The 13019-nt window shown below is 74.7% G+C and carries 13 protein-coding genes; 5 read left to right on the top strand and 8 right to left on the bottom strand.

Features of this window, described 5'->3' with window-relative positions; genetic code table 11:
* Positions 1 to 127: 127 nt before the first annotated feature.
* On the top strand, positions 128 to 550 hold the full coding sequence (locus ACIBTV_RS20295; RefSeq protein ID WP_396706979.1) for a hypothetical protein: 423 nt from the start codon (positions 128 to 130) through the stop codon (positions 548 to 550).
* Between the two features lie 57 nt (positions 551 to 607).
* Here ACIBTV_RS20295 and ACIBTV_RS20290 read toward each other — a convergent pair whose 3' ends face one another.
* The 5 genes from ACIBTV_RS20290 to ACIBTV_RS20270 all read right to left on the bottom strand — a co-directional run bounded on the left by ACIBTV_RS20290 (position 608) and on the right by ACIBTV_RS20270 (position 5699).
* A complete protein-coding gene (locus ACIBTV_RS20290; protein ID WP_091590374.1) occupies positions 608 to 829 on the bottom strand; it encodes a hypothetical protein in 222 nt (73 codons plus the stop codon).
* A gap of 111 nt (positions 830 to 940) precedes the next feature.
* A complete protein-coding gene (locus ACIBTV_RS20285; RefSeq protein ID WP_396706977.1) occupies positions 941 to 1888 on the bottom strand; it encodes an ion transporter in 948 nt (315 codons plus the stop codon).
* 147 nt (positions 1889 to 2035) lie between these two features.
* Entirely contained in the window at positions 2036 to 2338 is a 303-nt protein-coding gene (locus ACIBTV_RS20280) for an amphi-Trp domain-containing protein (RefSeq protein ID WP_396706976.1), read from the bottom strand.
* A gap of 88 nt (positions 2339 to 2426) precedes the next feature.
* Positions 2427 to 4721 (bottom strand): HelD family protein, encoded by a 2295-nt coding sequence (locus ACIBTV_RS20275; protein WP_396706974.1) that lies wholly within the window; start codon positions 4719 to 4721, stop codon positions 2427 to 2429.
* Positions 4722 to 4763: 42 nt separating this feature from the next.
* Complete coding sequence (locus tag ACIBTV_RS20270; RefSeq protein ID WP_396706972.1) at positions 4764 to 5699, bottom strand: EamA family transporter; 936 nt, start codon at positions 5697 to 5699, stop codon at positions 4764 to 4766.
* Positions 5700 to 5782: 83 nt separating this feature from the next.
* Here ACIBTV_RS20270 and ACIBTV_RS20265 point away from each other — a divergent pair, with 83 nt between their 5' ends.
* Positions 5783 to 6676: a LysR family transcriptional regulator gene (locus tag ACIBTV_RS20265; protein WP_396706971.1), complete on the top strand. Its 894-nt coding sequence runs from the start codon at positions 5783 to 5785 to the stop codon at positions 6674 to 6676.
* A gap of 97 nt (positions 6677 to 6773) precedes the next feature.
* On the opposite strand, the gene ACIBTV_RS20260 is transcribed toward ACIBTV_RS20265, so the two are convergent.
* Entirely contained in the window at positions 6774 to 7898 is a 1125-nt protein-coding gene (locus ACIBTV_RS20260) for an outer membrane lipoprotein carrier protein LolA (RefSeq protein ID WP_396706970.1), read from the bottom strand.
* Between the two features lie 93 nt (positions 7899 to 7991).
* Between ACIBTV_RS20260 and ACIBTV_RS20255 the strand changes: the two genes are divergently transcribed.
* Both ACIBTV_RS20255 and ACIBTV_RS20250 read left to right on the top strand, forming a co-directional pair.
* Positions 7992 to 8648 (top strand): response regulator transcription factor, encoded by a 657-nt coding sequence (locus ACIBTV_RS20255; RefSeq protein WP_396706968.1) that lies wholly within the window; start codon positions 7992 to 7994, stop codon positions 8646 to 8648.
* A gap of 50 nt (positions 8649 to 8698) precedes the next feature.
* Positions 8699 to 10075, top strand: a complete 1377-nt coding sequence (locus ACIBTV_RS20250; RefSeq protein ID WP_396707227.1) for an ATP-binding protein — start codon at positions 8699 to 8701, stop codon at positions 10073 to 10075.
* A gap of 162 nt (positions 10076 to 10237) precedes the next feature.
* Here the strand turns inward: ACIBTV_RS20250 and ACIBTV_RS20245 are convergent, their stop codons facing one another.
* Both ACIBTV_RS20245 and ACIBTV_RS20240 read right to left on the bottom strand, forming a co-directional pair.
* Positions 10238 to 11917, bottom strand: a complete 1680-nt coding sequence (locus ACIBTV_RS20245) for a tetratricopeptide repeat protein (RefSeq protein ID WP_396706966.1) — start codon at positions 11915 to 11917, stop codon at positions 10238 to 10240.
* Between the two features lie 57 nt (positions 11918 to 11974).
* Positions 11975 to 12436 (bottom strand): MarR family winged helix-turn-helix transcriptional regulator, encoded by a 462-nt coding sequence (locus ACIBTV_RS20240; RefSeq protein WP_396706964.1) that lies wholly within the window; start codon positions 12434 to 12436, stop codon positions 11975 to 11977.
* 49 nt (positions 12437 to 12485) lie between these two features.
* On the opposite strand from ACIBTV_RS20240, the gene ACIBTV_RS20235 reads away from it, so the two are divergent.
* Positions 12486 to 13007, top strand: a complete 522-nt coding sequence (locus ACIBTV_RS20235) for a VOC family protein (RefSeq protein ID WP_091590357.1) — start codon at positions 12486 to 12488, stop codon at positions 13005 to 13007.
* Positions 13008 to 13019 lie beyond the last annotated feature (12 nt).

The raw sequence follows: 13019 nt of genomic DNA, 5'->3' as shown, positions 1-13019 counted from the left end.
GGGAACGGCGCGCAGGCAGCCATCGGGAGACGTACGGGTGAACCCGGGCGGACGGTGGGCCGGCGGTGTTTGGGCCGCCCGGCGGCGGGCACGCAGAGAGACCGACGTTTCTGCGAGGTGGTGTCACGTGCGTGAGGACGACATGCGACAGGAAGCCGCCCGGCGGGCCGAGGACCGGATCGCCGGCGGGATCTACGGCAAGGGCGCCGTCGACGAGGTGACGGTGCCGCGTACGGACGTGCAGCGGGTGATCCAGGACGAGGATCCGGGCGACCCGGCGCACGTGCGGGTCGACCCGACGGTGCTGCGCGACGGTGGTCCGGTCGCCGGTCAGGGCGCGATCACCACGACCGGTGGCACCGCGGGGCCGGCGAGCGTACGCCGGGTGGCCCGGCAGCCGGAGCGGCACCGGGGCAAGGTCGCGCCGACGACGACCGGCGACGCCACGACCGGTGGCATGAGCACGCCGGCCGGCGGCAGCACCAGCGACCAGTCCAGCTCCGCGAGCCAGGTCGGCAACTTCACCACCGAGAACGATCCGTCCCGGTGACCACGCGGCTCGGCACGGTGCCCGGCGGTGCTCCGTCGGGCACCGTGCCGTCGTGGGCTACTTGGCGGGGGCCAGGGAGACCAGGGCCTGCGCGGTGCGGAAGTACGGGTTGCGGCCGAGGTCACCCACGGTGGTGATGTTGAAGGCCTGCTTGAGCAGCTTGGCGTCGCTCTCGCTGACCCCGGCGAGCGCGGCCACCGGGGCGTCGACCAGCTCGGCGAGGGTCTTGTCCTGGTAGGCCTTGTCGACCAGCTTGGTCAGGTCGGCGGTGACAGGCATGCGTGCTCCTTCGGTATTCCGGGCGGGACATCCCGCCCGAATGTGGATCAACCGGGGTGCATTACATCACCCGCCCGGATTTCTCTCCACATCGGACGGTGGCGACCCCGGTCACCCGGTCAGCGCGGCCGCGTCGGGCACCCGCTCGGACGCCGGCCGAGCCGGCCCGTCGGGTGTCGGCCGGTCGGATGCCGACCCCGGCTCGTCGCCGTTCTCCGGAAGCCGCTGCTCCAGGTCGGTGATGATCGCCCGCAGCTGCGCGAGCTGCGCGTGGACGGACGGGACGGCCCGCTCCTCGGGCACGTCCGGCGGGCCGCTCCGACCGGCCGCGCGCTCCTCCTGGTGGGCCTCCTCCAAGGCGCGCAGGACCACCCCTACCAGCAGGTTGGTGAGCAGGTAGCAGGCGGCGATCATGTATGAGACGTAGTACAGCACCGCCCACTCGGTGACCTCGCGGCCCGCCTGGAGCGTGTCGGTGATCCCGTCCAGCGACAGCAGCAGGAACAGGGTGAGCATCGCCTGCCCGACCGTGCCGTACCGCTGCGGATAGGACGCGCCGAAGAGCATCCAGCCGATCATCGCGTACCCGTAGAGCACCAGCAGGGTGACCAGCAGGAAGCTGCCGAGCCCGGGGATGCTGCGGCGGATCCCGACCAGGATCACCCGCAGGCTGGGGAAGAGGCGGAACGCGCGGACGATGCGGGCCAGGCGCAGCAACCGCAGGATCGTCACGTTCTCCCGCAGCCCGGGCAGCAGTGGTGCGGCGACGATCACCAGGTCGAACACGTTCCACCGGTCCCGGAAGAACCCGGCCGGGGCGGTCAGGTGCGCCCCGAAGCGCACCAGCAGCTCGAGCACGAAGTAGGCCAGGCACGCGTACTCGACCAGCCGCAGCGACGGCCCGACGGCCACCACCAGCCGGCCGTACGTCTCCAGGCCGAGCGCCACGGAGTTGACGACGATGACCGTGAAGCTCGCCAGGCCGAACCGGGGGCTGCCGGCGAGCCGGCCGCACGCGTCGGCCAACCGGTGTACGCGATCGCGAACGGCGCCCGTCATGAATCTCCTCAACCCGCCCGTGGACCGCGCAGCAGCCTAGGTCATCCACGAACCGGGACCGTCACCGCACCATCCACTGCGGACGGACCGCGGGTGGTACGCCGGAGGGTCGCCCGGGCGACCGGTGACCCTCCGGCGTGCCGTGGCTCACGCCGCCGGCGTGGCCTCGTCGGACTCCTCGGCCGCCTGCTCGGCGGTCTCCTGCTCGGCGGTGTCCTGCTCGGCCGGCTTCGCCGGCGCGGGCTCCGTCCAGGAGAACTCGATCTCGACCGAGACCTCGTCGTCGTCGCGCTCGATCTCCAGCTCGCACGTCACGCGATCGGCGACCGCGACCGCGCCCGCCGCCCCGTAGAAGATCTTGCCGTCGGACTCCAGCTGGTTGGCCAGCTGACGCAGCCAGGCGGCCAGGTCGGCCCGCGACACGGCGCGGGCGTCCTCGTAGATATCCATGCGGCACATGCTCGCACTCCACACTGGACGGTCACGGGGTGGGCGGGCTCCGGTCAGCCGGGCCGCAGTGGTATGGATCTCCCTCGCGTCACCCCGCGACGCGGAGCACACCGAGACGCTGGGTGGCGCGGGTGAGCGCGACGTACAGATCACTGCGTCCGCGCGGCGACTCCGCGACGATCCGGTCCGGGTCGGCGACCAGCACCGAGTCGAACTCCAGCCCCTTCGCCTGGGCCACCGTGAGCACCACCACCCGGCTCTCCAGCTCGGGCTGGTCACCGACGGCCGCCTCCGGCAGCGCGGCCGTGACCGCCGCGGCCACCTCGTCGACCAGGCCCGCCGGGACGATCACCCCGAGCCGGCCGTCGGTGAGATCGGCCGCCTCCCGGCTGGCCGCGTCGACCAGCTCCGCCGCGAGCCGGCCCGTGGTCACCGTGCGGTCCCACGGCGGGAAGCCGCTCTCCCGTACGGAGCGAGGCGGCCGCAGCGACGCGTCGATCTCGGTGAGCAGCTCCGCGGCGACCGCCATGATCTCCGCCGGGGTGCGGTAGCTGACCGTCAGCTCGGTGAGCCGCCAGCGGTCCGCCACGTACGGCGTCAGCGCCTCCCGCCAGGACGGGGTGCCGGCGAGCGCCCCCGTCTGCGCCACGTCCCCGACGATCGTCATCGACCGGCTCGGGCAGCGCCGCATGAGCAGCCGCCACGCCATCGGTGACAGCTCCTGTGCCTCGTCCACGATCACGTGTCCGAACGCCCAGCTCCGGTCCGCCGCCGCCCGCTGCGCGGTGGTCAACCGGTCCGACTCCTCCTGCCGTTCCAGCAGCCGGTCGGCGTCGATCAGGTCGGTGACGCCGAGGATCTCACCGCCGTCCGCCTCGTCCTCCACATCGATCGACCGGGAGCCCCGGGCGATCTCGAGCACGCCCTCCGCGTACTCCAGTTGCAGCGACCGGATCCGCTCCCGGCGGGCCGCCGCGGCGCGCTCGTCCTCGCCCAGCAGCTCGGCGGCCTCGTCCAGCAGCGGCACGTCGGCCGGCGTCCAGCCGCCCGGCTCCCGGTGCAGCATTGCCCGCTCCTCGGCGGTGAGCGCGGGCGCGGCGGCGGCGATCCGGTCCGGGTCGGCGTACAGGTCGGCGAGCAGCCGCTGAGGGGTGAGCACCGGCCACAGCTCGTCCAGCGCCGCCCGCAGCTCCGGCTCGTCGCGCAGCTCGCGACGGATCTCGGCGCGGTCGGCCTCGTCGAGCAGGTTCTCACCGCCGAGCGGGTCGGCGCCGATGCGCTCGGCCACCTGGTCGGCGAGCGCGTGCACCACCTCGACGTCGAAGAGCGCGCGGGCCAGGTTGTGCGGCCGCCCCGAGCGGCGGGCCCGCTCGCGGGCCGCCCGCACGACCTCCGGGTCGAGGGTCAGCACCTCCCGCTCGACCTCGATCTCCATCGGCTCGTCCGGCACCCGCTGCCGGTCCCGCACGGCCGCGGTCAGCACGTCGACCATCACCGTCCGGCCCTTCAGCGCGGCGGCCTCGGCGGACTCCACCCGGCGGGCCCGTACCCCGGGGAACAGGTCGGCCTGGGTGCGCAGCAGCACACCGGTCTCGGCGAGCGCCGGGAGCACCTGCGAGATGTAGCGCAGGAACGTCGCGTTCGGGCCGACCAGCAGCACACCCCGGGTGGAGAGCTCCCGCCGGTGCGTGTAGAGCAGGTACGCGGCCCGGTGCAGCGCCACCGCGGTCTTGCCGGTGCCCGGGCCGCCCTGGACGACGAGCACCCCGGGCAGGTCCGCCCGGATGATCTCGTCCTGCTCGGCCTGGATGGTCTCGACGATGTCCCGCATCCGGCCGGTCCGGCCCGCGTTGAGCGCGGCGAGCAGCGACGCCTCGCCGGTCAGCTCCTCGTGCGCGGTGGGGGAGGCGGTGGCGATGTCCAGCACCTCGTCGTTGAGCCCGGTGACCTTCCGCTGCCGGGTGCGCAGGTGCCGGCGTCGGCGTACGCCCTGCGGGTTCGCCGCGGTCGCCAGGTAGAACGGCCGGGCGGCCGGGGCACGCCAGTCCATCAGCAGCGGGTCGTAGTCGCCGGTGGTGTCGAAGATGCCGATCCGGCCGACGTAGTGCCGGGCGCCGTCGTCGCCGTCGAGCCGGCCGAAACACAGCCCGTTCTCGACCGCCGAGAACTGCTCGACCTGCTCGGCGTACATGGTCACCGAACTGTCGCGCTGGGAGCGGGCCTGGAGCGTGCCACCGGTCGCCCGCAACTCCTCGGTGAGCCGGCGGGCGGCCTGGTCACGCAGGTCGTCCAGCCGGCCGTAGAGCATCGAGACGTACTCCTGCTCGCGGCCGATCTCGTCGTCGAGCGGCAATTCGCCGGTAACTCCGGAGTGCCTTGACAAGCCGTCTCCCTAAGAATTAGAATTTGATGTCAGAACGGCTTTTCACAGCCGTTCTTTTTTGTGCGCGTGAACAGTGAAAGATAGCGCGCCGGCGCGGGCCCGACCAAGTCCGCCGGGCGAGTCACGTCGCGCTACCTCCGTCACCTCCGTCCGCCCGCCGGTGCGCTCCGCGCCGATGCCGGCGACCACCACGAACGCGACGCCCAGCAGCGGCGCGACACCCGGCACCTGGCGCAGCGCGACCAGGCCGACGAGCAGGGCGATCGCCGGTTCCAGGCTCATCAGGGTGCCGAACGCGGCGGTGGTCAACCGGCGCAGGGCGAGCAGCTCCAGGGCGAACGGGATCACCGGCAGCAGCAACGCCAGGCCCAGGCCGGCGAGCAGCACCTCCCCGGTCAGGTCGGGAACGACCGACGGCCCGACGACCACGGTGGCCACCAGGGCGGCCACCGGCATGGAGACGGCCAGGCCGCGGAGCCCGGAGACCTCGTCGCCGACGCGCTGGGTGAGCAGGATGTACGCCGCCCAGCAGGCGCCGGCGGCCAGCGCGTACCCGACGCCCAGCAGGTCGGCGCCGCCCCGCCAGGGCTCGGTGAGCAGCAGCACCCCGACGCCGGCGAGCACCGGCCACAGCTTCGTGCCGCCCCGGCCCCGGGCCACCGCGACCCCGAGCGGGCCGAGGAACTCGAGCGCGCTGGCCGTGCCCAGGGGCAGCCGGGCCACGGCGGCCATGAACAGGATGGTGACCCCGGCGGTCACCACGCCGAGCGCCAGGCAGGCGTACAGCGCGGAGCGGGTGAACGCGGACGGGCGTGGGCGGACCAGGACCACGAGCAGCACTCCGGCCCAGGCGAGCCGGAGCCAGGCGGCGCCCTCGGGGCCGACCTGGTCGAAGAGGCCGACCGAGGCGGCCAACCCGACCTGCACGAGCATCATCGAGGTGAGGGCCATCGCGGAACCGGCGCGGGTGGGAGTCATGCGCCCAGTAGAACGCCCCCGAACCGTTCACGTCCACGTGTCATTGCTGGACGGATCATTCGGCATTGCTGAACAATGCGGGGATGGACCTGCGCCGCCTCCGCCTGCTGCACGAGCTGGCCAGACTGGGCTCGATGCGGGAGGTCGCCGAGGAGTTGGGCGTGACGACCTCCACGGTCTCCCAGCAGCTCGCCGTGCTGGCCCGCGAGGTCGGCGCCGACCTGATCGAGCCCTCCGGGCGGCGGGTCCGGCTCACCCCGGCCGGGCGGCGGCTCGCCGGGCACGCCGTGACGATCCTCGCCGCCGTCGACGCGGCCCGGCTGGACCTCGACCCGCAGGCCGAGCCGGCCGGCACGGTCCGCGTCGCCGGCTTCGCCACCGCCGTACGCCGGTCGCTGCTGCCGGTCGCCGCCGACCTCGCGGCCCACCACCCGGCGGTCCGGCTGCGCATCCACGAACACGAGCCGGCCGAGGCGTACGCGCTGCTCGCGGCGGACGAGGTCGACCTGGCGCTCACCTACGACTACCGCCTCGCCCCGGCGCCCGCCGGTCCCACCGTCGAGGCCACCCCGCTCTGGTCCGCCCGGTGGAGCCTGGGCGTGCCGGCCGACACACCCCCGGTCACCGGCACGTCCCCCGAGGTCTTCCGCCGGTTCGCGACCGATCACTGGATCGTCAACTCCCGCAACAGCGCCGACGAGCAGGTGGTGCGCACGGTCGCCTCGATGGCGGACTTCGTGCCCCGCGTCGAGCACCACGCGGACAGCCTGGAACTGGTCCAGGACATGATCGTCGCCGGGCTGGGCGTGGGGTTGTTGCCGGCCGACCAGCCGACCCTGCCTGGCGTCCGCCTGCTCCCGCTCACCGGCCCGGAGGTGCGGCTGCGCTCGTACGCGGTCACCCGCCGAGGCCGGAGTGGCTGGCCGCCGCTCGCCCTCGTCCTGGACCTCGTCACCGCCCACGCCGCGATCTCCTGAGCCGGCGCGGCACGACCATCCGACACGGCGGGCGCCGCCGGCGAGATCCGCCGGCGGCGCCCGTGGTCCCGGCGAGGTCGCCGGGTGACGGCCCGGGTCAGCCCCGGGCCACCTCGTAGAGCCGCTCCGGGGTCACCGCGCCGGCCAGCACCCGACCGTCGTCGGTGAGCAGCACGCTGAACAGCTTGCCGGTCAGCAGTCGGCCGCTGCCCCAGTCACCGCTGACCGCCGGCAGCGAGCCCAGCGCACCGGCGATCGCACCGCCGGCCGGGTCCTTCGCCCCGCCGGTCGCGCCCGCCGCGGCGCCCGTCGGCAGGGCCTCGCCGGTCCGCGCCTCGATCACCGTGGTCCAGCCGGTGCCGACCGTACGCACCCGCGGCTGCGCGTCCGCCGCCGGCTTGCGTGCCGGACCGGCGGGCCGCTCGGCCGACTCCTCCCGTACCCGCACACCGGGCGGCGGGTTGAACGAGAACTGGTCCGCGTCCGGCCGGCGGAAGTCGACCTGGGTGAACGCCACCTCGAACGCCGGCTGGTCGCTGCCGGTGGCGAAGACCTCGAACCGCAGCGGCACGTGCTCGCGGGCGTCGATGGCGATCCGCAGCTGGTGCACCAGCGACGTCTTGTCGCGCGGCTCCAGCACCAGCTCGTACGCGTCGCGCCCGGCCACCGTCGCGGCCCGGCCGACGCTGACCGCGGTGGTCGGGTCGACGGCGGCCAACGCCTTGTCCGCGGCCTCCCGCGGGGTCAGCGGCACCTCCGGCGCCGCGCCCTCGTGGGCGCCCCGCTCGCCGGAGCCGGCGCCGAGCGACCGGTGGCTCGCCTCGTTGCGCCGGCTGTCCCACACCCACAGGTCGCGGCCGTTGCGGATCACGTTCTTCTCGCCGAGCGTGTCCAACAGGGCGATCCGCTGCTTGTCCGGCCCGGAGTGCCACACCCGAAGCGTGTGCGTGCCGGTCACCAGGGCGGTCAGGTCATTGGTGCCGCCCAGCAGGCCGGCGATCGGCGGCAGACCGAGGTCGGCCCGCTGGACGACCGTGCCGGACAGCCCGTCCAGCTGGGCCGTCTGCAGATCGACGAGGAGCTGGGCGGCCGTACGCGGCGGCAGGCTCGGCTCGGCCTCGGCGGCGAACGTGCCGACGGCGGCGCCACCACCGATCACGGCGACAGCGGCGACGGCGGGCACCACCCACCGCAGGACGGGACGACTCTTCAGGACGGACATCAGGCACCTCCTGACCACATCCTGCCCGGTGGTGGCTGTGAGGGCGCTGAGGACGCCGGCAACTGTGTGCGATCGGGTGGCACCCTTGACCGCGTGCGGCTGCTGGTGGTGGAGGACGAGGCGCGGCTCGCGGCCGCCCTGCAACGTGGCCTGCAGGCGGAGGGCTTCGCCGTCGACGTCGCCCCGACCGGCCCGGCCGGCCTGGACGCCGCCCGTGGCGGCGGCTACGACGCCATGATCCTCGACGTGATGCTGCCCGGGCTCTCCGGCTACGAGGTGGTCCGCCGGCTACGCGCCGAGGAGCACTGGATCCCGGTGCTCATGCTCTCGGCCAAGGACGGCGAGTACGACCAGGCCGACGGCCTCGACTGCGGCGCCGACGACTACCTGACGAAGCCCTTCTCGTACGTGGTGCTGCTGGCCCGGGTGCGCGCCCTGCTGCGTCGGGGCGCACCCGAACGTCCGACGGTGCTCGCCGTCGCCGACCTGCGCCTCGACCCCGCCCGGCGGCGGGTGACCCGTGCCGACGTCGAGGTCGCCCTGACCGCCCGCGAGTTCGCGCTGCTCGACTACCTCATGCGCCGCCCCGGCGAGGTGGTCTCCAAGACCGAGCTGCTGGACCACGTCTGGGACGCCAGTGTGGAGACGGCCCCGAACGCCGTCGAGGTGTACGTCGGCTACCTCCGCCGCAAGATCGGCCGGGAGCGCCTGGAGACGGTCCGCGGCGCCGGTTACCGGCTCGCCACGTGAGGCCGCTGCCGCGTCCCCACCTGCCCGCCCTGGGGCTGCGCGGGCGGCTCATGGCGATCGGCGTGCTCGGCCTCTCCGTCGGGCTGGCCCTCGGCGGGCTGGTGCTGATCGGCGTCCTCGGGTTCGTGTTGCAGCGCAGCGTGGACAACGAGGCGTTCCGCACCGCCGACGCGGTCGCGCTGCTCGCCGCCGAGGACGCGCTGCCCGACCCGTTGCCGGTCGCCGGCGGGCAGCTCCGGGTGCAGGTCGTGGACGCCCAGGGCCGGGTGCGGGCCGCGTCGATCGACGCGGACCGGCTCGTGCCGATGGTCCGCGCCGAACGCCTGGAGCCGGACCAGCGGCAGCGGCTGGTGGTGTCGGGGGAGCGGGTCGGCCTCGTCGGCCCGGTGCGGGTGGTGACGGTGCCCGCGGGCACCGCCGCCGACCCGCTCACCGTCCTGGTCGCCAAGTCGCTGAGCGACGTGCGGCACAGCACCCACGTGGTCGGCACCATCCTCGTGGTCAGCTTCCCGCTGCTGGTGGCGGCGCTCGCCGCCGTCGCCTGGCGGGTGGTCGGCGCGACCCTGCGGCCGGTCGAGGCCCTGCGCCGGGGCGCGGAGGAGATCACCGGGCGGGCCGGCCCGGGGCGGCTGCCGGTGCCCGCGTCCCGGGACGAGGTGCACCGGCTCGCGGTCACCCTCAACGGGATGCTGGACCGGCTGGAGTCGGCCCGGCAGCGGCAGCGGGCGTTCGTCGCCGACGCCGCGCACGAGCTGCGCAGCCCGGTCACCAACATCCGCACCGAGCTGGAGGTCGCCCAGCGTCTCGGCGACCGGACGGACTGGGCGGCGGTCACCGACAACCTGCTCGCCGACACCGAGCGGCTGAGCCACCTCGTGGACGACCTGCTGCTGCTCGCCCGCCTCGACGAGTCCGGCGCGGCCCCCACGGCGACCGCCTCCGCCGGCCCGGGCGGTGTGGGTGGCCACGCCGTCGGCCCGGTCGAGCTGGGCGACCTGCTCGCGACGGTGGCCGCCCGCTATCCGTCGCCGCCGGTGCGGGTGGAGCCACCCGGCGAGCCGCTGTGGACCGTCGGGCACCCCGACGAGCTGCGCCGGGTGCTGACCAACGTGGTGGACAACGCGGTGCGGCACGCGCGTACCCGGGTGGTGCTCGCCGTCGGGGCGGAGGGCGCGTACCACCGGGTCACGGTGACCGACGACGGGCCGGGTATCCCGGCCGCGGACCGTGAGCGGGTCTTCGACCGCTTCACCCGCCTCGACGACGCCCGCGCCCGGGACGGCGGGGGCGCCGGCCTGGGCCTGGCGATCGTCCGCGAGCTGGTGCGCCGTGCCGGCGGCACCGTCACCCTCGGCGACGCCGACGGGCCGGGCCTGCGCGTGTCACTGCGGTTGCCGGCGCTGCCCGCGACCGACGACGGCCGCTGAGCGGGCCGTCGCGGCGGGTGGGCGTGTCGTCGTCCGGCGGACGAGTCCGCGACGAGCACTATGACGGAGAGGCATATTCATGACTGTCCGTTATGGGCCGTCTCGGGAGACGTGCCAGCCCGGCGGCGACGGCGCGTGACAACCGGGCCGGGGTGGCGGACGTCAGCGGCGGCGGGTGCAGACCTCGTCGGCGGTGGCCACGACGTCGGCGGACCAGACCACCGCCACCGTGAAGCAGTAGTCGGTGGTGCGGTTGAGGCCGTAGACGATGTAGCTGGTCTCGCCGGGCGGTAGGTCGGCGAAGATGCTCTTGTCCTGGCCGGCCCGGCCGCCGGAGATGACCACCGGCCCCTCGCCGCCGGCCGGGTACGTCCAGCGCAGCACGATGGAGTCCCGGGTGTCGCGCAGAGCGACGCCGCTGGGCGGCGTGCCGGGCGTCGCCACGGCCGCGCCGGGCGTGCGGCTCGCCGTGCCTCCCGGACCGGGCGGTCCGCTCGCGCTGCCGGAGCCGGCCGGGTCGCCGGTGGTCGCCGTGGCGGCCGGAGTGGACCCGGTGCCCGGTGTCGGTTCCGGGTCCGCCTCGCCGTCGACCCGGGCCACCCCGGCGATCACGGCGGCGGCGCCCAGCAGCACCACCACGATGCCGCCGACCACGATCGGCAGCAGCCGGCGGCCGGTGGGAGCCGGCGGCCGGTGCACCGGCACCGGCAGCAGCCGGGACGGCTGGTAGGGCTCGCCCGGGTCGTCGGGGACGCGGACCCGGTGCACACCCTCCGCCTCCTCGGCGGGGCCGGCGCCGGCCAACGTGACCACCGCCGGCGGCACGGCGCCGCCGGCCGGTTCCGGCGGCCACCACGCCTGCTCGGCGCCGACCGGCTCGTCGACGGGCTGACGCGGATTGGGCACGGCGGGGCCGTCGTGGTCCGGCATCCCCGGGTGGTACGCCGTCCCGCCCGTGCCGCCGGCGTCCGCGTACGTCGCGCCCGTGCTGTCCGGGTCCGGGTAGGCCTCCCCGGCCCCGGCGGCGTGCAGGTACGGCGGGTGGGTCGGACTCGCCGCCTCGGCCGGTTCGTCGGCGCGTGGGTCCGCGTCGTCGAAGGGCGACGTGCGGGCGGCGGGCACCACCGGGGCGTCCGGCGTGCTGTCGGCGCAGACGTGGTCGGGGTTCGCGGCGGCCCGAGCCAGCGCCGCCACCTGGAGGGCCAGCGGGTCGTCGGCCGGGAGGTGCTGGCGGGCCAGCTCCCGGGCCAGCGCCAGGTTCTCGTGCGCCTCGGCGAACTGCCCGCAGTCGCGTTGCATGCCGCCGAGTCGGGCCAGCATCTTGATGCCGCTGGGGTGGCCCTCGCCGTACACCTCGCGGTGCAGTTCCCAGGCGTCCCGCAGGCGGTCGCGGGCGACCTGGCACTGCCCTCGCGCGTATTCCACGGTGGCCAGGTCGGCGTGGGCGGCGAGCACGCGCAGCGACTCCGGCCCCTCCTGGGCGGTCAGCTCGACGATCACCTCCTGGTAGAGGCGGCCGGCGCGGGAGTGGCTGCCCACCCGGTAGAGCACGGCGGCCAGGGTGGCCGCGGCCGAGACGGTACGCGGGTCGGAGCGGCCGTGCAGGCGGGTGGCGGCGGCGTACGCGAAGGCGGCCCAGCCTCGGGCGGAGTGCGGCTCGCCGAGGGCCACCAGCACGCGTGCCTGGAGGCTGGCCGCCTCGGCCAGCTCGGGGTCGGCGTTGGCGGGGCTCGGGTCGGCGTCGGTCAGCGGGTCGGAGAGCAGCCGTTGCGCGCCGGCCAGGTCGCCGAGGGACACCAGGTGGTGCGCCTGATCAGTCAGTTCGCCGAAGCCGGAGGGCACGCCCCATCGTGCTCATCCGACGACGGTAAGTACAAGACCCGCGCCGGTGTGGATTGGTCAGGATCCGGTCAGGTGGTCGACCAGCGTCTCGCTGATACGGCGCAGCTGGTCGACCTGGGCCGGGGTGAGCGCGTCGAACAGGTGCCGGCGTACGCCCTCGACGTGGCCGGGTGCCGCGTCCGCGAGGGTGGCGAAGCCCTCGTCGGTGAGGTGGGCGACCTGGCCGCGCCGGTCGGTGGGGTGCTCCTCGCGCCGGACCCAGCCGGCGGACTCCAGGCGGGCGACGGCGTGCGAGAGCCGGCTGCGGGACGAGCCGGCGGCGTCGGCGAGCTCGCTCATGCGCAGGTGCCGGCCGGGGGCCTCGGAGAGTCGGACCAGGATCTCGTAGTAGGCGTGCGGCATCCCGGCGTCGCGTTGCAACTCCCGGTCGAGCACGTCCATGAGCCCTTGGGAGGCGGTGAGGAAGGCCCGCCAGGTCTGCTGCTCGTCCGGGTCCAACCACCGCGTCATGACGGCCATCATAACCGGTTTAGTTGAAGGCTCAACTAAACCGGGCTACCGTGGTGGCATGGGAATCCACCGACTCAACCACGCCGTCCTCTACGTCAGTGACCTCGCCCGCAGCGTCGCCTTCTACCGGGACGTGCTGGGCTTCCGCCCGGTCGAGATGACTCCCGACGGCTTCCGGGGCGCGACCTTCCTCCAGGCGCCCGACTCCACCAACGACCACGACCTCGGGCTGTTCGAGATCGGCGCCGCCGCCGGGCGGTCGACCGCCGGCCGGGCCACCGTCGGCCTCTACCACCTGGCCTGGGAGGTGGACACCCTCGACGAACTGGCCGCCACCGCCGAGCGGCTGACGGCAGCGGGCGCCCTGGTCGGCACCTCCGACCACGGCACCACCAAGAGCCTCTACGGGCAGGACCCGGACGGCCTGGAGTTCGAGGTGGTCTGGCTGGTCCCCGCCGACCTGCTCGACGACGCGGCGCTGTCCGCGCGCAAGCGCATCGGACGGCTCGACCTGGACCGCGAGCGGCAGCGCTACGGCGGGCAGACGCGAGGCGGAGTGGGCATCTCGATTCCGGCCTGACCGGCGGTGCGG

This window comes from Micromonospora sp. NPDC049366 (genome assembly GCF_044466625.1).
Classification (GTDB): Bacteria; Actinomycetota; Actinomycetes; order Mycobacteriales; family Micromonosporaceae; genus Micromonospora.
Note: the sequence above shows the minus strand (reverse complement) of the source record. Positions and strands in the feature narration are given on the sequence as shown.